Source organism: Dickeya fangzhongdai, assembly GCF_002812485.1.
GTDB lineage: Bacteria > Pseudomonadota > Gammaproteobacteria > Enterobacterales > Enterobacteriaceae > Dickeya > Dickeya fangzhongdai.
On record NZ_CP025003.1, the window covers coordinates 2,512,784 to 2,534,820 of the forward strand.

At 57.8% G+C, this 22,037-nt stretch carries 14 protein-coding genes; 6 read left to right on the top strand and 8 right to left on the bottom strand.

Annotated features, from left to right (window positions below; translation table 11 throughout):
- Nucleotides 1–51: 51 nt before the first annotated feature.
- The 7 genes from CVE23_RS11330 to CVE23_RS11360 form a co-directional block, all read right to left on the bottom strand.
- Nucleotides 52–1,497, bottom strand: a complete 1,446-nt coding sequence (locus CVE23_RS11330; protein WP_049854005.1) for a serralysin family metalloprotease — start codon at nt 1,495–1,497, stop codon at nt 52–54.
- 212 nt (nt 1,498–1,709) lie between these two features.
- Nucleotides 1,710–3,098 (bottom strand): TolC family outer membrane protein, encoded by a 1,389-nt coding sequence (locus CVE23_RS11335; protein WP_100849564.1) that lies wholly within the window; start codon nt 3,096–3,098, stop codon nt 1,710–1,712.
- A gap of 12 nt (nt 3,099–3,110) precedes the next feature.
- Nucleotides 3,111–4,457 (bottom strand): HlyD family type I secretion periplasmic adaptor subunit, encoded by a 1,347-nt coding sequence (locus CVE23_RS11340; RefSeq protein ID WP_038919077.1) that lies wholly within the window; start codon nt 4,455–4,457, stop codon nt 3,111–3,113.
- Between the two features lie 13 nt (nt 4,458–4,470).
- Nucleotides 4,471–6,198, bottom strand: coding sequence for a type I secretion system permease/ATPase (locus CVE23_RS11345; RefSeq protein WP_100849565.1), 1,728 nt, complete (start codon nt 6,196–6,198; stop codon nt 4,471–4,473).
- Nucleotides 6,199–6,214: 16 nt separating this feature from the next.
- Nucleotides 6,215–6,577 carry a protease inhibitor Inh/omp19 family protein gene (locus CVE23_RS11350; protein ID WP_082170938.1) on the bottom strand — a complete coding sequence of 121 codons (363 nt, stop codon included), beginning with the start codon at nt 6,575–6,577 and terminating at the stop codon, nt 6,215–6,217.
- Between the two features lie 151 nt (nt 6,578–6,728).
- Nucleotides 6,729–8,162 carry a serralysin family metalloprotease gene (locus CVE23_RS11355; RefSeq protein WP_038919080.1) on the bottom strand — a complete coding sequence of 478 codons (1,434 nt, stop codon included), beginning with the start codon at nt 8,160–8,162 and terminating at the stop codon, nt 6,729–6,731.
- 393 nt (nt 8,163–8,555) lie between these two features.
- The gene (locus CVE23_RS11360; RefSeq protein ID WP_100849566.1) at nt 8,556–9,413 is read right to left on the bottom strand and encodes an SDR family oxidoreductase; all 858 of its coding nucleotides are present in this window, start codon (nt 9,411–9,413) and stop codon (nt 8,556–8,558) included.
- A gap of 408 nt (nt 9,414–9,821) precedes the next feature.
- Here CVE23_RS11360 and CVE23_RS11365 point away from each other — a divergent pair, with 408 nt between their 5' ends.
- The 6 genes from CVE23_RS11365 (at nt 9,822) to CVE23_RS11390 (ending at nt 21,142) form a co-directional block, all read left to right on the top strand.
- Nucleotides 9,822–11,138 (top strand): SrfA family protein, encoded by a 1,317-nt coding sequence (locus CVE23_RS11365; RefSeq protein ID WP_100849567.1) that lies wholly within the window; start codon nt 9,822–9,824, stop codon nt 11,136–11,138.
- Nucleotides 11,139–11,140: 2 nt separating this feature from the next.
- Nucleotides 11,141–14,131: a virulence factor SrfB gene (locus CVE23_RS11370; RefSeq protein WP_100849568.1), complete on the top strand. Its 2,991-nt coding sequence runs from the start codon at nt 11,141–11,143 to the stop codon at nt 14,129–14,131.
- Nucleotides 14,128–16,632: a putative virulence factor gene (locus CVE23_RS11375; protein WP_100849569.1), complete on the top strand. Its 2,505-nt coding sequence runs from the start codon at nt 14,128–14,130 to the stop codon at nt 16,630–16,632. Before CVE23_RS11370 ends, CVE23_RS11375 begins: the two co-directional genes overlap by 4 nt.
- 544 nt (nt 16,633–17,176) lie before the next feature.
- Complete coding sequence (locus CVE23_RS11380) at nt 17,177–17,635, top strand: hypothetical protein (protein WP_100849570.1); 459 nt, start codon at nt 17,177–17,179, stop codon at nt 17,633–17,635.
- Nucleotides 17,632–19,470: a GMC family oxidoreductase gene (locus CVE23_RS11385; RefSeq protein WP_100849571.1), complete on the top strand. Its 1,839-nt coding sequence runs from the start codon at nt 17,632–17,634 to the stop codon at nt 19,468–19,470. Before CVE23_RS11380 ends, CVE23_RS11385 begins: the two co-directional genes overlap by 4 nt.
- Nucleotides 19,471–19,585: 115 nt before the next feature.
- The gene (locus tag CVE23_RS11390) at nt 19,586–21,142 is read left to right on the top strand and encodes a ferritin-like domain-containing protein (protein WP_100849572.1); all 1,557 of its coding nucleotides are present in this window, start codon (nt 19,586–19,588) and stop codon (nt 21,140–21,142) included.
- 114 nt (nt 21,143–21,256) lie between these two features.
- Here the strand turns inward: CVE23_RS11390 and CVE23_RS11395 are convergent, their stop codons facing one another.
- Nucleotides 21,257–22,021 (bottom strand): inositol monophosphatase family protein, encoded by a 765-nt coding sequence (locus tag CVE23_RS11395; protein ID WP_038919088.1) that lies wholly within the window; start codon nt 22,019–22,021, stop codon nt 21,257–21,259.
- Nucleotides 22,022–22,037 lie beyond the last annotated feature (16 nt).

A 22,037-nucleotide genomic window follows, 5' to 3' on the forward strand; every position in this document is an offset into this window, starting at 1 on the left:
CTTATTAAACAGGGTAGTTAAACCACCCTGTTTAATATTTTCAGTGGTTGATTACACAATAATATCGGATTGTGCAGTCTGGCCGACGATACGCACCAGAAAATCCACCGAGCTGTGACCCGCTTCATGCAGCCACAGGTTGGTGATGCTGTTGGCCGCATCCCACTGCAGCATCACTTCCTGTCCTTTGCCGGTGAACTGATCCTGCACAAAGTTCAACTGACCCTGATTGCGGAACGCCGACAGATCGATCTTGTCCACACCGGTCTGGAAATCGGTAATCCAGTCGTATGCCGACACGGTGGAATCCTGACCGCTGCCGTATACGAAGATGTCGCGCCCGGCGCCGCCGGTCAGCGTATCCGCGCCGAGGCTGCCGTACAGCACGTCATCGCCTGCACCGCCCTGCAGCACGTTGTCGGCGCTGTTGCCCACCAGAATATCGTTGCCGGAACCGCCAATCGCGTTCTCAATGGTCACGCCGTGCGCGATCGACACGTTGCCTTTCAGCCCGCCGACATCCGAGAACGACCCTTCATTCAGGTTGATGCGTTGGTTGTTGCTGTAGCCGGAGAAGTCGAAAGTATCGTTGCCGCCCGCATCCCATACCGAGAAAACCAGCGCCTTGCTGCTGCTGGTCGCGGTATAGAAATCACGATCGGTGTTGGAGTTAAAGCCATAAACGGTATCGCCGGTACGGGTGGTCATGTTGGCGCCATACAGTTTCTGGATCGCGGCGATATCATCCATCAGCGGACCCGCCGAGTAGTGCCCTTTGAAGTCGCCGCCGGTGTTTTCCACCTCCCAGTAGCTCATGATGCTGAACTGACGGGAATCTTCCGCATAGGCAGCGCTGTTTTTGTAACTGATATCCCCTTCGCCGGCGTTGTATTCCGCCGGGTGGCTCAGCCCCAGCGCATGGCCGATTTCATGCGTGAACGAATGCCGTCCATACTCATCGGTATCCGGGTTGCGAATACTCGATTGGTTGTAGTTGAACCAGGCGCTGCCGGACACCGGATGCGTGCCCGGATAAGCGGCATAAGCCTGCGTATCCGTATTCAGGCTGCCGTCGGCATTGCGCGTATAGTTAGCGAATGTGATGTTGGCCTTTTGATTGGGGCTGACTTCGGTAAACGTCAGGTTTGCCGCATCCGCCCAGGACTGCAATGACAGTTTCGCCTGCTGCATCTGCACCGGCGTAAATTTTACCGGGCCGGTATGACCGTTAGGCGTCGAGCTAAACGAGTTAAGGAATGAATAAGTCAGATTTGCCGCTTTGCCGAATACGTTATCACCGTTCCAGGTGGTATGCGGCCGCGTTAATCCCTCACTCACCGCCTTGTCGGTGGTATAAGACGGTTTGCCATTGACAGTCAGACCGTCGCCACGCTGATGGTAAAACCAAAAATCATACACATCGGCATAGCCGGTATAACTGCCTGCCTTGGCAGCGGCGGCAGAGGTATTTAACGAAGCTTTTTCGTTTTGTTGCATATAACTTCTTCCATAAAGTCTGACGTATTACTGTCAGAATGCCTTTTTTCGCCATTACGTCGCCGACCATTATCACGACGGCTAATTTAATGACATACCAATCCCTCGCAGCAGGCTGCGAAAGAAATTTCGTGGAAACGACGATCAATTTTTTGTGGAAACAACCATCAATTTTCGTAGAAACATTAAGCAATTAACGCAAAAGGTTACCGTTAATTCGCTTTATTGCCGGTAGCCGTATTCATTCCGTTTTTATTTATTGGATGCGCAGCCTGAAACCAGGCCGCCAGTTGCATCATATCCTGCTCATTTAGCGTACCGGCGGTATAGCGCAAATTCAGCCATGCCTGTAACCAGCGATATTTGACTTCCGTCAGCTCGCGGCGGGCGTTGTACCACTCCTGTTCCGCCATCAGCACGTCCAGATTGATACGTTCGCCGCCGGCGACGCTTTGCCGCGTAGCGCGGATCGCTTCCGCGGCGGCAGCCACGCTCATCTGCCAGGCCCGGATTTTGGCGGCTCCGTTGGTGCACAGGTTGAACTGACGACGCAATTCCGCAAAGGTCTGCCGGGTCTGGTTATCCAGTTCCGCCTGACTTTGCTGGTATTCCGCCGCGGCCTGACGCATCGATGCCGAAACGGCGCCGCCGGAATACAGCGGCACACGCACCTGCAGACCAACGGTCTGGGTGTCGTATTTCTGGTTGTAGTTGTATTCGGACTCCGACAGGCTGTTGCGGGTGGATGCCACCAGATCCAATGTCGGCAGATGACCGGCGCGGTTACGCTCAATTTCATAGCGGCTGTAATCGACGTTTTCACGCTGCACCGCCAGCTTGGCGTTGTGTCGCACCGCCAGCTCACGCCATTGCGACAGCGAACGATTTTCGGTGACGTTATCCGGCAACGCGTCCAGCGCCAGCGGCGACAGGTCCTGAATTTGCAGCGGCGAACCAATCATGTTTTCCAGATCGGTCATCGCGGCATCCAGCGTATCTTCCTGCTCGATACGCTGCGCTTCAGTGACGGTGTAACGTGCCTCCGTTTCCCGCAGGTCGGTTTGCGTTCCTTCCCCCGCCGCCAATAAGCGACGGTTCAGCGCCAGTTGTTCCTGATAGGCGCGGCGCTGCGCATCCAGCAGCATCAGCTTTTCCTGTGCCAGCAATGCTTCGCTCCAGGACTGATACAGACGCACCATCAGGTCCTGACTGCGATCGCGAAATCGCTGATCGGCCATCAGTTTGCGGGTGACGCCCTGCTGGTAACGCGCCCAGGCGGCATAGTCCAGCAGCGGCTGGCGCAGCGTCAACGTCGAGACGTAGTTATCGTAATCACGTTTCGTCGTGTTATTCACCGTCCGGTCCCGTTGCGTCACTTTGGAATGACTGTAATTGGCGCCATAGTTATATTGCAGCGAGGGCAGCAATCCGGCGCGGCCGATCGCCACTTCCTCCTGCCCGGCGTCCCGTTCGAAGCCGGCCGCCCGCAGCTGCGCGTCATTGCGCAGCGCCAGCTCCCACGCATCCAGCAACCCCATCGCCTGGGCGCTGCCGCCCGACAGGGATAACACCACCGTCAGTAATACCGCTTTCCTTCGCATTGCTTCCTTCCGTTACTCTTCCGTCAACGCCAGATGCATGCGATCCATCAGGGGTTTAAACAGATAATTGATAAACGAACGCTCCCCGGTGCGGACAAACCCCTGCACCGGCATACCGGGTTTAATTTCCAGCCCATGCAACGAACGCTTGCCTTCTTCGCTCACCTGAATGCGCAGGCTGTAGTACGGCGTGCCGTCTTTTTCGTCCACCAGCCGGTCAGCGGACAGCAAGGTCACCGTTCCCGGCACTCGCGGTGTGGTGCTTTGGCTAAATGCAGTGAACTGCAACTCCACCGGTAGCCCGGACCACACCTTGTCCACCATTTCTACCGGAATACGGCCATCCACCAGCAGCGGCTGATCTTCGGGAACGATTTCCATCATGACCTGCCCGGGAGCGATCACTCCGCCTTCGGTGAAGATCTTCATGTCCACTACGGTGCCGGCAACCGGCGCACGCACCTGCACATTGGCCAGATTGAAATCCGCCTTCTCGCGCTGGCTGATCACTTCATTCAGTTTGGCCTGCACGTCGGACAATTCGCTGTTGACCTCTTTGTCGTATTCCTGCTGGCGTTGGGCGATGCGCAATTTCTGTTGCTGAATATCACGCCGGGTTCGCCCCACTTCGCCGCTGGTCTGGGCAATTTCACCGCTGACCTGCGCAAACAACCGTTCCGTTTCCAGCATTTTATTGCGCGGGACATAGTTATCCGCCGCCAACGGCCGCAGCCCCTGCAACTGCTGGTTCAACGCCGCCTGCTCGGACTGCTTGCTGCTCATCACCTTTTGCAACGCGCCGAGCGACGTTTCCAGCCCATCAATACTGGCGCGCACGCCGTCGGTTTCCAGCTTTAGCGCCTGCTGACGGCTATGCAGCAGGTCTTCCTGCAACGCGATGATGACGGCCATTTCCGGCCGCTGGCGCGCCTGCGTCAGCCGGGGCGTCGCCACCAGCGACGACTGATTACGCTGTTCCGCCAGCAGGCGGGCTTCGCGGGCGATCAGTTGATCATATTGGGAGCCAAGCCCTTCGCTGGTGGTACGGGCGTCTACCGCATTCAGCGTCAGCAGCACCTGACCGGCGGCAACGCGGTCCCCCTCTTTCACCTGGATCCGGTCGACAATGCCGCCCTGCATGTGCTGGATCACCTTGCGATTGCCGGACACCACGACATTGCCTTGCACCGCCACCCCTTTATCCAGCGGCGCCAGCAACGCCCACAGCAGAAAACCGCCAAAACCGGCCAGCACCAGCCACCAGCCCAACCGTAACGCCCGCTCTTCATCCCGGCTGGCGCGATCGCGCATTGCCGCTTCGTTCAATTCATCCTGAGTGGTTATATCCATACCTGTCATCACGAGATCCCTGTCATTGCGGCATTGCGGCCGTGGGGTTCATCCGGGCCTGATTGGCGGCGCTGCGCTGTTGCAGTTCCGTCAACACATCCCGCGCCAGTCCCATACGCTGCTGCTGGCCCTCATGGAGGATCAGAATTTTTTGCGCCAGCGTCGTCAACGCCGGGCGATGGGTAATCAACACCACGGTCGCGCCCCGTTTCTGCAACGCGACAATCGCCTGCATCAAGGCCTGATCGCCTTCACTGTCGAGGCTGGCGTTCGGTTCATCCAGAATCAGCAGACAAGGGTCGCCGTACATGGCGCGCGCCAGGCCGATACGCTGCCGCTGACCGCCGGACAAACCGCTGCCGCCATCGCCCAATTCGGTGTCATAGCCATTGGGCAACGACAAAATCAGTTCATGCACCCCGGCCAGCTTTGCGGCCGCCACGACTTTTTCCGGATCGGCCTCGCCAAAACGGGCGATGTTCTCCGCCAACGTGCCCTTGAACAGCTGTACATCCTGCGGCAAATAACCGATGGTCGGCCCAAACGTGTTTTTGTCCACCTGATTCAGATCAGCGCCATCCAAACGCACTTTGCCTTGCGTCGGCGCCTGCGCGCCGACCAGCAAACGCGCCAGCGAGGATTTGCCGGATCCGGATGCGCCCAGAATCACCAGCGTTTCGCCAGCCTGCAACGAGAAATGAATGTTCTGCAGCCGGGCGTTGCCCTGTGCCGGACGCAGCGAAACCTGTTCCACGCTGAGATGTCCTTCCGGCGCAGGCAGCGCCATTGCCGCCGGGCGCGGCGGATAGGCGACAATCAGCCGGGTCAGGCGCTGCCAGGCAATGCGCGCGCTGCTCCATTGTTTCCATACCGCGATTAACTGATCGATCGGGCTCAGCACCCGACCAACCAGAATCGAACCGGCGATCATCATCCCCGGCGTGATCTTGCCGTCGATCGCCAGCAACGCCCCCAGCCCCAGCATCAGCGACTGCAATGCAATGCGGCTGTACTTGGACGCGCCGCCCACCGCGGCGGCACGCTCGCTGGCCAGATTCTGCAGGGAAATAAAACGGTAGTGGCGCGTCAGCCAGCGCCGACGCAGGTTGCCCAGCATTCCCATCGCTTCAATGACGTCGGCATTGCGCAACTGGGCGTCAGCCAGATGGGTCGCCTGTTGCGATTGCTGATTGGCTTCCGCCAGCGGTTGGTTGGTCAAACGCTGGTTCAGCCAGGCCAGCGCCACCAGCACTATGGTGCCGCCCAGCGCCAGCATCCCCAACCAGGGATGCAGCAAAAACAACACCAACAAAAACAGCGGAAACCAGGGCACGTCGAAGAAGGCAAACAGCGCATTGCCGGTGATGAACTGGCGCAGCAGCGTCAAATCGGTCAGCGCCAGCCCGGCGCGGCCGTCGCCGGCCTCCAGATTACGGGCAAACGCCGCATTGAAGACATCCTGATTGAGCGCCAGATCGATACGGGTGCCCAGCCTCACCACCAACAGACTACGAACCCACTCCAGCGCGCCCATAAAGGCACACAGTCCCGCCATCAGCAACGTCAGCATCAGCAGGGTTATACCGTTGCCGGACGCCAGCACCCGGTCATACACCTGCAGCATATATACCGAAGGCGCCAGCATCAGTATATTGATGACGGCGCTGAAAATCCCGACGCTCCAGAAACTGCGGCGGAACTGGCGCAGCACGCCGAACAACGAACGATCTCGCTCAGAGGAAGCATTCACGGCTGGGCACTCTCCCTCAGGCTTTCTTTTTCAGGGTGCGAACGCTGCCGTCAGCCAGCTTATGTTCGTAGTGATCGCGGTTGCGGCTGAAAAACGCCACTGCCGAGCCGTCTTGCTGCGTCAGCGTCAGACCGTCTGGCGTAGGCCGCCAGCCGACCGGCGCTTCCGGCAGCAATTTTTGCAGGCACGCGCTGTCGCCAGCCAGCCGCCAGGTCGTGCCGTCAAGCACATCCGTGTTCAAGCGGATATCACAGTGTTGCTCCGCTCCGCTCAATACCCACTGCCCGCTCAGTTCCGCCGCGGACGGCAATCTCAGACTGCTCGCCATACATCCTCCACTCAGTGCACTCAATAATGTCGCAATAATCAGCTGTTTCATGATATTCCCATCATTCGGTCATCAGTGAACGCGTTTAATAATTGAAACCATCGTGTTAAATACGTGGATAACGGCAGGCATGTCTCCCACGCGAGAAAATACCTGCCGTTATTCAATCAATCAAAAAATAACGGGAACGCGCCCATTATCGTTAAACAATAAAATCCGACGGCTGTAATGCCGCACCGACAATGTTGACCAGAAAATCAGCCGTGTCGTGCCCGCTTAACTGCAACCACATATTGGTTTGATGAGACTGACTATCCCAATTCAACAACACTTCGTTTCCTTTTCCCGAGAAATTATCAACAAAGCGGAGATCATGATTTTTATTAAACGCGGATAAATCGATCCTGTCTTCTCCACGCTGGAAATCGGTAATGGTATCCGGCGACGACAATAGCGAATCCTTTTCCCAGGCATAAACAAAAATGTCTTTCCCGGCGCCGCCGGTTAAAATATCAGCGCCGCCGTCGCCATAAAGCACATCATTACCCGCGCCGCCGTCAATACGATTATCAGACAGATTCCCCACAATCACATCATGGCCTGAACCGCCAATCGCATTTTCAATCACCGCGTCCGCGGCAATGGAAACGTTGCCTTTCAATCCGCCGACATCCGAGAAAGTGCCGCTAATCAGGCTGATGCGCTGATTCGCGCTATAACCGGAAAAATCAAACGTATCGTTGCCGCCGGCATCCCAAACGGAGAATATCAGCGGTGTTTTGCTGTCTGTCGCCGTATAAAAATCACGACCGCTATTGGAGTGAAACCCGTATACGGTATCGCCCGTGCGGGTCGACATATTGGCGCCATACAATTTTTGAATGGCCGCAATATCATCCATTAGCGGCGCGGCGGCATGATAGCCATGAAAATCGCCGCCGGTGTACCCTTCATTCCAGTAGCTCATAATGCTGAACTGGCGGGTATCCTCCGCGTAGGTCACGTCTTTATAACCCGGGTTGCCGTCGGAAGCGTCATAATCGCCCGGATGATATAACCCCAGCGTATGGCCGATTTCATGCGCTAATGTATTACGGCCAAATTCATTGATATCCGGCCGTTGATTGTCAGCCTGATTATAATTAAACCAGGCTGAACCGGCCCACTTCCAGCTGCCGGGATAGAAACCGAACGCCTGACTGTTGTTATCGGTATTACCATCCGGGCTCAATGTATAGTTGCCAAACCGGATGGTGGCGTGTTGATCGTCTTTAATTTCGCTAAAAGTGACGTTCGCCACATCAGCCCAGGATTGCAATGCCAGTTTGGCCTGCTGAATCTGCGCGGCATTAAATTTGACAAAGCCTTTGAAATTATCAGGCATGTCGGCATCAGAAACCGACTGAAGAAAAGAGTAAGTCAGCGCAACGGATTTACCGAAAACCTTTTCACCATTCCAGGTAATATTGCCACGGGTTATTTGATCGCGGGCTTGCTCCAGCGAATAGGATGGTTTATCGCCGATGTTGCCATTTCCACGGGCGTGGTAATTCCATAATTGATAGACATCCGCCACGCCGGTATAGCCGCCGGACGATGCGGAAGAAAGATCGGTTTTCTTTCCATATAAAGCCATAACATTTCCTCCATGAAATTCGCCTTTATACCCGACATACTGCAAGTTGCACTGGGTATACCATCCCTTACGGGTATGACATCTGTTTATAGAACCGCTTGTTTATAAAGCCGCAGCTAAACACCAACTTCTTCACTTTTTGTCCTATTGAAAGTGAATGCTCCCTGTGGCGCGTTAATCAGATTGAAATGCAGCATAGGCTGACAACACAGACAGGTTAGTAAAACAGAAATAAAATGACAAGATTCTGTCAGGAAAATCGACGTTTCATTACCATGCGTTCAGGCTACGAAAAAAAACCACATAGAACATTGCGGAAGGGAAAATTGGCAGAATAAAAAGTGGCGCATCTGTCGCCAGACGCGCCATCGCGTTTAATAACGTGAAAACAAATTACAGCGACGCCAGCGTACCGCGGATGACCTCGGCATAAGGCGTCGTCGGGCGACCCAGCAATGCCGCCAGCGCGTTCTTGTCATCAAACAGCCCGCCTTTTTCCGCGCCGGCGTCGGAATCCGCCAACATATCAGCCAGGAAATCCGGCAATCCCGCGCCTTTCAGCGCGTTGGCGAAATCCGCCTGGGACAGGTTGACATATTGCACCGGTTTGCTGCTCTGCTTCGCAATTTCCGCGGTAAATTCCGCCAGCGTGTAACTGTTATCGCCGGCCAGCTCATAAACTTTCCCTTCCTGACCATTCAATTGCAGCACGATTGCAGCCGCTTGCGCATAGTCGCTGCGCGCCGCCGAAGCAATGCGGCCTTCGCCGGCGGCGCCGATAAACGCGCCGTGCGCCAAAGCCGGCGCGATGCTGGCGGCATAGTTTTCGGTATACCAGCCGTTACGCAAAATAACATGAGGAATGCCTGAATCGCGCAGCGCGCCTTCGGTCGCCAGATGCTCGACCGCCAAGCCCAGCGACGAGGTATCCGCGTGCAGCAGACTGGTGTAGACAATCAGCCCGATACCGGCTTTTTTCGCCGCGTCGATCACCGCTTTGTGCTGGGTTTCGCGCTTGCCGACTTCACTTGATGAAATCAACAGCAACTTGTCTACTCCGCTCAGCGCGCTGACCAGCGTATCCGGCCGGTCATAATCGCCATGTCGTACATGAATCCCCTGCGCGGCCAGAGCGCTGGCCTTGGCCGGGTCGCGTACTACCGCAACGATCTGTTCTGCCGGTACCGATTTCACCAGCGAATCAATCACCAGACGGCCCAATTGGCCGGTTGCTCCTGTAATCGCAAACATAACGAACTCCTGTTAATGAGAAAACCCTGTGCCATGCTTCAACCCGAATACGCTCAACGCCAGACAGGTTGAAGCTCGTGCCAGCAGCATATGACTCAAACTCACTTTTAGTAAGTACTTACATAAATGTTAGTGTGAAATAAAAATGCCGACATCATCACAGAATGCTCGCCATCGGCTTCCCGCTGGTATGCTGCCGGGTAACCTGTAAGATAATCGACCTGCCGGTTTTTTAGTTTCAGTCACATCGCACTTATGCGATATTGCTTTTTCAGAGAGCTGATGACGCAAATATTTGTCATATTTGTCACTTCTTTACGTATTTGATTCGTGATCATCAGAATTATAATCGCAGATATTGAACACGATTTTCTGCCTTGACGGTTTATCACAAAGGGTCTCTTTGGCGTGGCAAAATTATTTTTACGCAGTGGAAATTTAGACGATTTTCTTGCGTTGGGAGAGAACGGCCAGCCCGTTTATGCTTCAGCGCTGCAATTACGGGAGACACTGCGTCTTCGCAAACAACAGCACATCGCTGACTGTCTGGCCATCCCCCAACCTAACGAGGATGGCGATCGCATCGACTGGTATGCGCCCTTCGCCGGTAAAATCACTTCCTGGATGGCAGCCAGCGACGAGCAGCGCGAGCAGGCGTTGCTCTTGCTCGAACAGTATCTCGGCACCGTTGACGCCATTAGCGAGCGGGCGCGTCAATCCAACAAACCGGCCCAGAAACTCTTCGGCGTATTGTTGGCGAAAGCTTTTCAGTTTCCGGGTTCCAATCATGTCTATCTGGTGGACGATAAACCGGTCATCACCTTCTGGGGATTTGTCAGCCTGGGCAAAAAATCCCGCGTTGACGTGCTGGAGTGCCTGCGCCCGGTTGAACCGGTCGAGATTCCCGAGCCGGTTCCTGAACCGCTGCCGGAAGTGACCACGCAGGTCGCCGACCCCGAACCGGAACAACCGGCGCTGCCGGTCGAACCGGAACCCGTGGTGATTGCCGAACCGACCGCGCCGCCGCAAACCGCCCCGTCGCCGCGCCGGGTCTGGACCAGCATCTGGTTGCTGGCGCCGGGCGCCGCGCTGTTGGCGACGCTGGCGTTCCAGATCCGCGGCTGCGTTTCTCACCCCGAAAACAACACCCCGCCGGCGGTGACCACCATCAAACCGGAAAAACGCGCGCTGAGCGCCACACCGGCGGATACGCTTCCACAGCCGAATCTGCCGCTGGAAGTGGCTACGTTGTTGCCGCCGCCGGCAGTGGTTGAGCAGAAAAAACCCGAAGAAAAAGCGCCGGAAGCCCCCGCGCATGTCGAGGTAAGCGCCGCCCCGAAAGGCGCGCTGGTGATGCCTGCCGACGCCGTAAAAATCGGCTCCATCCGTTTTCTGGACGGCAACTGGCAGGCGACGCTCATGGCGAAAAATCCGCTGACCGGCAAACCGCCGGTTCTCCGCTACCAGATCAAAGACGGCAAAGGCCGGGTGCGCTTTACCTACGGCGAAAAAGTCACCTGTCAGGCCGAGGTGGAAGCCGGGTTGCACCAGTCCGGCAATCTGGTGATCAACAGCCGCTATCGGGCGCGCTGCAGCGATGGTTCCCGTTATCCGATGCCGGAAATCGTCTGTACCCGACAGGAATCGAGCGAGGCCGCAGAATGTAAAGGCCGCTACGATGCCGACACTGTGCTACCGATGACGATTAAGCGTGAGAGCAAATAACCATGCTGGCAACACTGACAGATTACAAACAACACATTACGCTGATTCAGAATAGCGGTATTCAGTTTCTCGATTTTGCGTTAAAGCTCCCGCCAGCCCGGTCAAGCTTCGCCAATCGCTTTGTCCGCAAGAGCGCCAACGGGCCGCTGTTGCGGCTGACGTACAACGAACACAGCGGCAAATACGCGTTGCCGAGCGATATGCAGGTGCTGCCGGAAGCGGTCAACCCGGAATCCAGTTACACGCTGGAACAGTCGCTGCGTCTGCTGAGCAACGTATGGCTGCCGCTGCCGTTCTTCCGCTTTAACCCGCCGCGTACCTTCATGGGCGGCCCGAACAACTGGGCGCGGGTGCAGGTGCTGGAGCTGGGCGAACCGGACGATGACGGCAACACCCACCGCCTCTGTCTGGCCTTCGATACCCGCGTTTATCCTGAAAGCCACGATCTGGAAGCGCTGGCGCCCAGCGAAAACGACATCAACGCCGGGCGGTTATTCACGCTGGCCTATCGCAGTGAAGAACTGGACGATTTTCTCGACCAGACCTGGGTGGACGGCTGGCTGCGCGAAGCGTTTTCCCAGCAGGCGCTGCAGGTGGAAAGCCGCAAACCCCGCGATATCCGCCAGAATCTGCGTGAATTCGAATATCAGGCGCATTACCTGAACCTGCTGGATATTATGGCGACGCTGCTGGATGTGCCGGAAATCCGCATCACCAGCAGTACGCTGAAAGAACCGGCCATCAATGTGGATCTGATTCTGGATGTCGGCAATTCCCACACCGCCGGGATTCTGGTGGAGGATCACGCCGACGAGAGCAACGGCCTCAAGCAGACCTACGAGCTACAGATCCGCGATTTGGGCCAGCCCCATTATTTGTACAACGAGCTGTTCGACAGCCGGGTGGAATTCGCCCAGGCGCGTTTCGGCAAGCAGAATTTTTCCTTCGAAAGCGGCCGCGACGATGCGTTTGTCTGGCCGTCCATTACCCGTGTCGGCCGCGAGGCCAGCCGTCTGGCGCTGCAGCGTCAGGGAACCGAAGGCTCCAGCGGTATTTCCAGCCCGCGCCGCTATCTGTGGGACGAAGAGCCATATGTGCCGGGCTGGCGTTTCAGCCAGACCAACAGCCCGCGTCAGCAGGAGCCGCTGGCGACCGCCATGCCGCTGACCATGCTGGTCAACGATGAAGGCCAGCCGCTGTTCAGCCTGCCGCTGGACGAGCGCCTGCCGGTGTTCGACCCGCACTACAGCCGCAGTTCGGTAATGACGTTCATGCTTTCCGAGCTGCTGGCGCAGGCGCTGATGCAAATGAACAGCGCCGCCCAACGCCTGAAGATGATTCACGCCAACGCGCCGCGCCAGCTGCGCAACATTATTCTGACCCTGCCCTCGGCCATGCCTAAGCCGGAACGCGAGATCTTCCGCCGCCGCATGATCGAAGCGATCGGGCTGGTGTGGAAAGCGATGGGCTGGCACCCGGCCGATGAGGATTTCCTGACAGAGGATGACAAGCGCCGCAGCAGCGTGCCGGTGCCGGACGTTCAGATGGAGTGGGATGAAGCCACCTGCGGACAGATGGTGTACCTCTATAACGAAGCGCAGGTGAATTTCGGCGGCCGGGCGGAAGCGTTCTTCGCCAGCATGGCGCGCCCGGACAAAGAACTGGCGGACGACGAGCAGCCGGGGAAAACCCTGCGTATCGCGTCTATCGATATCGGCGGCGGTACTACCGATCTGGCGATTACCCAATACTGGCTGGACGACGGCGTCGGCAGCAACGTCAAAATCATCCCCCGCCTGCTGTTTCGTGAAGGGTTTAAAGTCGCCGGCGACGACATCCTGCTGGACGTGATCCAACTGTATGTCCTGCCCGCGTTGCAGGTCGCGCTGAAAAAAGCCGGCGTCACCAGCCCGGACAGCCTGATGACCCGCCTGTTCGGCAGCGAAGGCCGCATGGACGGCCAGCTGACGCTGCGCCAGCAGGTCACGTTGCAGATGTTCATTCCTATCGGCCAGGCGATTCTGGAAGCCTATGAACAGTTCGATCCGCTCGATCTGAACGCGGAAATCGACACCACGTTTGGTGAAATGCTGCCGCAGACGCCGACGCGCAAAGTGCTGGAATACGTCAACAACGAGATCCAGCGTGAACTGCCGGACGAGGAAACCCCGTTCGACATCCTGCAGGTGCCGTTGATCCTGCGTCTTGCCAAGCTGCACAGCGAATTTCTGGCCAACCGCATGAGCATTACCCAGCATCTGCGGCTGATGTCGGAAGTGGTGTCGCTGTATGCCTGCGACGTGCTGTTGCTGACCGGCCGGCCGTCCCGTTTTCCGGGCATTCAGGCGCTATTCCGCCACCTGCAGCCGCTGCCGATTAACCGCATGATGTCGCTGGATGGCTATCACACCAGCGACTGGTATCCGTTTAACAAGCGCGGACGTATCGAAAACCCGAAATCCACCGCCGCGGTGGGGGCGATGCTGTGCCTGCTGGCGTTGGATCTGCGCCTGCCCGGTTTCTACTTCAAGGCCGGCGATTTCGAACCCTATTCCACCGTGCGCTATCTCGGGATGCTGGACAGCAGCCACACCCTCACCGCCGATAACGTCTACTATAACGATATCGATCTGGATGACGCCGATTTCACGCTGGACGATCAGTCCGGTTTCGAAGTGCGCGGCTCACTGTGTCTCGGCTTCCGCCAGTTGGACAACGAACGCTGGCCCGCGTCGCCGCTCTATTCGTTGTCGATCGTCGATCCGGAACTGGCCCGCAAGGTGGCCGGCGACAGCGTACTGCACGTTCGCCTGAAAGTGGTGCCGGGCGATGATAATCTCACGCCGGAACGCGTCGAGATCGCCGACGCGGTGCTGGGCTCCGGGCTCGCTATTTCGCCGCATCAGCTAAGGCTGAAACTCAATACCTTGTCCAGCACGGTTTCCGGCATGGCACATTACTGGATCGATAGCGGGAGCGTCTTCAAGAAATGAAACCATTAACGCCCAAACAGCTGTCGAGCCGTCTCAGCCGTCAGTTACAGTCCGTTTCGCAAGGCGTAGATCAGGCGATTGCCTGGGTGGATGAAACCCGGCGCAACGTTCCGCGCCTGGATATGGAAGCCGATCGACTCATCGTTAAGCTGCGGCGTTGCCGCAACAAGGCCCGCGGGCTGTCCGATTCGTCGCTTAAAGAGATCGCCATGGGCATGTTCGGGTTGGCTCAGGGCGGCAAAACCTATCTGCTGACCTCGCTGGCCGGCGGCGAAAACGGACGCATTGAAACCTCCGTCGGCGGCGTCACGCTGGATTACCAGAAAAACATCAATCCGGACAACCAGCAGCCGGCTTTTGTCACCCGCTTTACCCGGCAGGCTGAAGGTAAAAACACCCCGAATCCGGTGCAGGTCCAGTTGCTCAACGAGGCCGATATCGCCCGTATTATGGCCTATGCCTTCGTACTGGAAGACAGCCAAAACCCTGCGCCGGAGCTCGACGAGCAGCATATCGCCGAGCACCTGAAAACCCTGTCGTTGCACCGTCAGCAGGAAGCGGTACCGGGGCTGAACGGCGATGACGTGGTCGCGCTGTGGGATTATCTGGTGCGCCACGACGCCCGACGTCAAAAGCCGCTGGAACGCAAATTCTGGCCGCTGGCGGTGGAACTGGCGCCGCATCTCAGCATCGACGACCGCGCCAGCCTGTTCTCAGTTCTGTGGGGCGAACAGTCGGAATACACCTCGCTCTACCGTCATTTCGCCCACACGCTGGAGCAATTGTCCGGCGCCCGTAAGGTACTGGCGCCGATCAGCCTGCTGGTGGATGAATCGTTGCAGCCCGACAGCGGTATTTTCAACGCCAGCCTGTTCGACCGGCTCAATAGCCCTTCCGATCTCAGCGCACAGGTGCGCCCCATCGTCAACGGCCGCGCGGCCAGAAATGTGGAGCTGTCGCTGGCGGAACTGCTTATGCTGGCGGCCGAAGTGCAAATTCCGCTGCTGTCGCCGCCAAAGGAAACGTTGTTCGAACAGGTGGACCTGCTCGATTTTCCGGGATTCAGCCTGCAGGACGAGCCGGAATTCGAGCCGGACGAGGACAACCCGGAGCGGCTGTTGCGCCTCAAGCCTCACCCGTTGTCCCGCGCGTTGCTACGCGCCAAACGCGCCTATCTGCTGGAGCGTTATACCGACGATCAGGAAATGAATCTGCTGATGGTCTGTACCGCCGCCGCCTGCAAAGCGGACGTGCGCCACGTCGGCCGGGCGCTGGATTTTTGGGTGCGTCATACCCAGGGCGAAAACCCGCAGGTCCGCAGCCGCCGTAAACCCGGCCTGATCTGGGCGGTGACCCGTCATGACCGGCGTTTCACCCACGGTTACAATAACGATGAAGCGGTGCAGCGTTACGTGGGTAACCCCGGCGATGCCTGGGGCACCATGCTGGCGATGGACAAGCGCGGCATCAACCGGATGGCGGCCTGGCTGGACGCGGAAGTCCGCCGTGAAGTCAAGCTGGGGCGAATCAACGAACAGCTGAGCGAATTGCAGCGCGAGCTGTCCGATAACCTGCTCGGCAGTTGGTATCAGCCGGCCGGCGCTGATGATCCGGCGCACAAACAGCATATCGCCGAGTCGATGCTCAAGGCGTTGCAAACCCGAACCGGCGTGCACGGCGAGCTGCTGGAGCGGTTATTGCCCTCCCGCGATGAACTGCGCCGACTGTATCTGCAACAGCAGGAACAGACGCAACGCAACTTCGCATCCTATCAGGAAACGCAGGATACGGCGGTGCCGCTGGCCAGCTACGAACCGTTTGGCGTCGGGATGGATATCGACCTGTTCAGCGACGACGCCGACCCGAGCGAAGAAGACGAAACGGTCATCGCCCCGGCGCCGACCGAGGAAGAACAAACCGAAAACCACAGCTATGAAGCGGAGTTCGCCCGTAATCTGTACCGGTATTGGATCAACCACCTGCGTAACCTGCCGGAAAACATCGCCATCATTGAATTGCTGGGGATTAACCGCCCTACCATCGAAATGCTGGTGGAGGAACTGATTACGGCCAGCGTGCGGCTGAAGATTGAAGATGAGTTGCAAACCATGCTGGTGGATTCCGGGCAACTGGGCATTAACCGGGAAAGCAAGGCGGATCGCCAGGTATCGCGCGCGCTCAACGTCCTCGGCGATTTCGTCGCCTGGTTGGGTTTCCAGCAGGTGCCCGAAGCCAGTCGACCGGACAGCCGCGTCAACAAAGGCAACAAGATCTTTGCCAAACCGGAAAAGCAGACCGCCAACTTCGGCACCTCCCGCCGGTTGACCAGACTGTCGGCGACGCCGGTCAACAATACCGCCTATTACATTTATGACTGGCTGATCGGCCTGAACGAGATGATTATCCAGAACGCCGGCTATGCGGCCGGGCGTGATATCAAACCCAAACAGCGCGAACGTCTGGGAGCGATTCTGGGTCTGATCAAACCGGCCGAAAGCTAACCCCTGCGGCGGAGCGTTATGCTCCGCCCTTTCAGCATAAAAGTTTACACAATCAAATAATTATGCTGCTTTCCTTATCCCCTATTTCGATAAAATCACGTTAGAAATCAGGCTGGTCTTGCAAAAACGCGGCTCTCACGTCATAGTTTTACACGGGGTATGCACTGTGGTACCGAATGTGTAACGAATACTTTTATTGCCATGTTTTTTTCTTTGATTCGCCCGGTTTAAAACAACACTGTGACGCTAAAAAAAGGAACGCAGGCTACCCCGCTCTTTTTTCCACCATCATGACGACCACTCGGTTATTCCTGTAAAGGAAAACGGATTGGCCCTTCCTTCCAGGGATATCGGGTTACAGCTATCCATTGGGTGTGTTCTAAAACGCACTAACACCCGTATTGACATACCAGACTGCGGTGATGTCGCCTGATCGGCAACGTCGCCGGAAAACGATTGATATCCCCGCTCCACGACGCCTGACGCCCGACTCAGACGCGCGGTTTTCTCTCAGCTGTTCACGACATGGCACAGGTAACGCATCATGAGTAACAGTAGTGAACCCGACACCGCCTTTGACGATTTCATGACCTTATCCGCCCTGCTTACCGGTTTCAGTCAGTTTGAACTGACCGGAACCGGGCTGGCCCGCGACTATTTCACCTGGCTGCAGCACAACGCCGCCGGTCCGTTCAAACAACTGCTGCACGACTTTGCGGCGCAACCGAATGATGACGCATTACGGCTCAACTGGCTGGAAGCCACGGTGCTGACATCACTGACGCTCGGCCCAATCGCCCGCAGTCTGCTGCGTCTGTGGTACACCGGTCAGTGGGTCCCCATCAGTCCAGAGCCGGACGCCGCCACCTATTTTCTCAGCGACGCCGCCTGGCGCGAAGCGCTGATCTGGCAGGCCATCCACGCCCACCCACAGGCGATCCGCCAGCAGGAGTTCGGCGCCTGGGCCGAGCCGCCCATTGCTGAGTGGAGAACGCGCGGATGAATGTCATTACCCCTCATCAGGCTGAGCAGACCGATTACGACGTGGTGATCGTCGGCGGCGGCATTGCCGGTGCGCTGATGGCCAAAACCCTGACACGCGGGGGAAAACGCTGCCTGATACTGGAGGCGGGCGACGGCGAGAACCTGCATTACGCCGGATACCGGCAGACGCTGCAGCGTTATCGGCAACACCCGGGTAAAAGCCATCAGGTATCCGGGCCGCGTAACGTCAACGCGCCGGCGCCGCACGATACCGCCCTCCAGCCCCTGATGCCCGACGGTTATGACGACCGCGGCTATCTGGTGCAACGCGGCCCGTTGCCATTCAGTTCCACCTATTGCCGCCAGCTCGGCGGCACCTCGCTACAATGGCTCGGCAGCGCCATGCGCATGCTGCCGGAAGATTTTGAGCTGCAAAGCCGCTACGGCATCGGGCTGGACTGGCCGTTGCGCTATAACGACCTTGAACCCTGGTATCGGGCGGCGGAGTACGAACTGGGCGTCTCGGCCAATGTGGAGGAGCAGGCTTATCTGGGGATCCGGTTTCCGCCGGATTATGTTTATCCGATGCAAGGTCTTCCCCCCGCCTGGGGCGATCGACAACTGGCGCGCCGCCTCAACGGCATGACGGTCATGGAAGACGGACAGGCTACGCCGCTGACCCTGCGCGGCACGCCGTCCGCGCGCAACGGCGTGCCGCACCCCGGTTATGACCACGGCCGCGGCTATCATCCTCGCGGTGCGGCAGGCAGCCCGCACCTTGGCCTGCGCTGCTCCGGCAATAGCTACTGCACGCCGCTCTGCCCAACGCAGGCTCGCTACAACGCACTGAAAACGCTGGAAGACGCCGATCCGGCCTTGCTGGACGTCGTCACCTGTAGCGTGGCGCACAAGTTGCTGATCGACCCGTCGACCGATGCCGTCACCGGCGTTCAGTTTCGCCATTATGTGCATCAGGAAACGGCGTTGCATCACCTGCATACCGTCAGCGCCAGACGTTATGTGCTGGCCGGCAACGCCATTGCCAATGCGGTGCTGTTGCTGGCGTCCGACGCCTGCAAAGGTAATGATCTGGTGGGACGACATCTGATGGATCACCCGGTGCTGCCGGTCTGGGGTCGGGCCGATGCGCCGTTGTGGCCGATGCGAGGTCCGCTTACCACCTCGGGGATCGAAGCCATGCGGGGCGGCGCGGCCCGCGCCCATCGGGCGGCCTATCGCATCGAGCTGAGCAACGACGGCTGGCGCTGGCCGGTCGACGCCTTATATCACGATGTCGAACAGTTGCTGGCGGAGCCGTTGTGCGGTCCCCGCTTACGCAGTCAAATGCGCGAACGGCTGTCACGGCAATTCAGCGCGCGCTGCCTGGTGGAACAGTTGCCGGAATACAACAACCGGGTAACCATTCATCCTGACTACCGCGATGCGCTGGGCAATTACCGTCCGGTAATCCACTATGACCTGTCGCTGTACACCCGCACCGGCGTCGCGCGCGCCGGCACCGTCATGCGGCAGATTTTCCGCCACGCCGGCATTCGCGATCACAGCCATTATTCGCCCGCCGACCCCGGCTACTTTACCTGTCAGGGGCAGCCGCTGGCGTTCGTCGGCGCCGGGCATATCGCCGGCACTCATTGTATGGGCAGCTCGCCTCATCATTCGGTGGTTGATCGTCAACAGCGCAGCTGGATTCATAAGAATCTCTATCTGGTGGGGGCTGGAAACATGGTCAGCATGGGAACGGCGCCGCCCACCCTGACGCTGGCGGCGCTGACGCTATGGGCCGCGCACACAATTCTTTCCGAACTGGACAGAATGTGTGCCAGCACACGTTAAACGCGAAAAAAGCGCTACAAAAGATGATGATATTCGGGTTTCATGCTACGAATAAATAGATAAGACTAACTACACACTTCGTCACTGCCGCAACTGACTAAGACGGAATAACATCATGAACTTAAACGAACACGCCGCACACCAAGATTTGGACACTATGTTCAGGGAAAAAGGTTATGTCAAACTAACCAGCCATAAGGATCTGGCTCACGAATTAGACGATATTCGGGACTTGTTGCAAAAAGCGATGGTGCTGGAACACGCGGTGATCCCCCCCTATCTGACCATGCTCTATACGATGGATGACGACATCGATCCGCGTGTCCCTGATGTGATCCATTCCGTCGTGATTGAAGAAATGCTGCATTTCGTCATGGTTGGCAACCTGCTGAATGCCGTGGGCGGCACGCCGAATATCAGCGGCCCCGACTTTTTACCCGATTACCCGGCCACGCTGCCGTTCGGCATCGAAGACCTGGAAATTCAGCTGCACCCGTTTTCTCAGCACGCCATACATCAGGCGATGCAAATCGAACACCCGAAATATGTGCGCCCGGAAGTGGTAGCCAGCCATGTCTGCAGCGACATGTCGATCGGTGAATACTACGTCTATATCGAGTCGCGCCTGCGAGCGGCGGTAGAGTCTTTCGGCGAAAAAGCCGTGTTCTGCGGCGACCCTACGCGCCAGATTGAGCCGGAGCAGTTCTGCCACGGCTCCTACGGCACTGTCGTTCCGGTGACCGATCTGGACAGTGCGATCACCAGCCTGCGTCAGATTTGCGATCAGGGCGAGGGTTCGCCGCACAATATCTGGCAGGGCGACGACAATGACGTCCCGCACTACTATCGCTTCAACGAAATCTACTGCGAGCGTCTGTATGCGCGCGGCGACACCATCGCCAGCGGCCCGACCGGTGACCCGTTGACGATCGAATGGGACAAAGCGGTCAGAACCCACAGCGCAGCCAAAGTCAGCGACTATCCGGAAGGCGAGTTGCACAAGGCGATTATGCGTTTCAACCGTCGCTACTGCGAACTGCTGGAAAACCTGCAACTGGCGCTGTCCGGCCGCCCGTTAAAACTCACCCCGGCGGTGATGGCGATGGGCGCGCTGCGTGAGGATTTCCGGGCGATCGTCTCCCATCCATTCCCCGGCGACAACGCCTACCGCGCGGCGCCGACGTTCGAATATACCCCGCCGCCGCCGCCGCGTTTCCAGGCCAAGAGTCAGGCGGTGACGTTCTCCAACAATCAGGCGACGCTGGAGAAACTCGGTCAGGCCTATGCCGCTGGCGATCTGCCGATGGCGCTGACCTGCCTGAGCGAACAGTTGGTATGGGACATGACCGGCCCGGTGGATGTGCCTTATACCGGCGTGTTCTACGGTCACGAAGGCTTCTCCCGTTTCTGGTCGCTGATGAGCCAGACGGTAGAATTCAGTAGCGAAGTAGTGGAAAAAGTCTTCTTCAGCGACAATCAGGCGATGGCTTACGGCAGCCAGCAGGGGATCACCAAATCGACCCGCGTGCCTTACAGCTACGACTGGGCGATACGGTATGAATTCACCGACGACCACCGTATCCGGCTGATGCGCAACTACTTCAACCCAATGCGTATTCAGGCTGCGCTGGCCGCTACGCCGCCGAAACCGCGCTCGTTCATCAACAAGTAATGCGTCCGGAATAAGTTGTACGCCCGAAAATAAGTCGTACGCCCGGAATGAGTAACGCGCTTTAATTCTTCCCTTTCCCGCACCGCCAGTCTGGCGGTGCTTTTTTTGGGCGCGTCACAGGCTGAAAAACGGCTCCACAATCTGTTGCACATCGGGGGTGGCCGTCGCCACATGCATACCGCCCACCTCATAGTTTCCCCGATATTTCACCACCAGCCCGGCTTCCGTACAGATCACCACCCCGGCGGCAATATCCCAGATGCTGGTGTTTTTCTCCACATAACCGTCAGTAAACCCCAATGCGGCAAACCCCAGCCCGACGGTAGCGCAGCGATAGCGCGCCACCGCCCAGCCTTCGTCGCGCAGGTAGCCGTCCAGCATCGCCACTTCCGCCGCCGCCCATTTATTGCTTTCCCCCAGCGCCACCAGACGGACTTCGCTGAACGGCACCTGACGGCGATACGGCATCCCGTTACGCCATACGCCGCAGCCGATCGCCGCCGACAGCGTCAGGTTCAGCATCGGCAACGCAATGGTGCCGACCATCGCCAGCCCGTTTTCGACGTATCCGATGGAAATGCCCCACAACGGCAAACCGCGCAAAAAGTTGGTGGTGCCGTCTATCGGGTCGACGGCCCAAAAGCTATCGCCGGCCTCGCCGCCCATTTCCTCGCCCAAAATAGCGTCCTGTGGGAACGCCTCCCGCAGGCGGTCGCGGATTAACTGCTCGACCTGCCGGTCCGCATCCGACACAAAATCATTGGCGGATTTCTGTTCCACCACCACGCTGTCACGCCGGGCAAACAACTGCCTCGCCAGCAACGCGGCTTCCTCCATGACCGTGTTGGCGGTCTCAAAGCGTAACTGCAGATCAGACATGACATCCTCCGGTTAT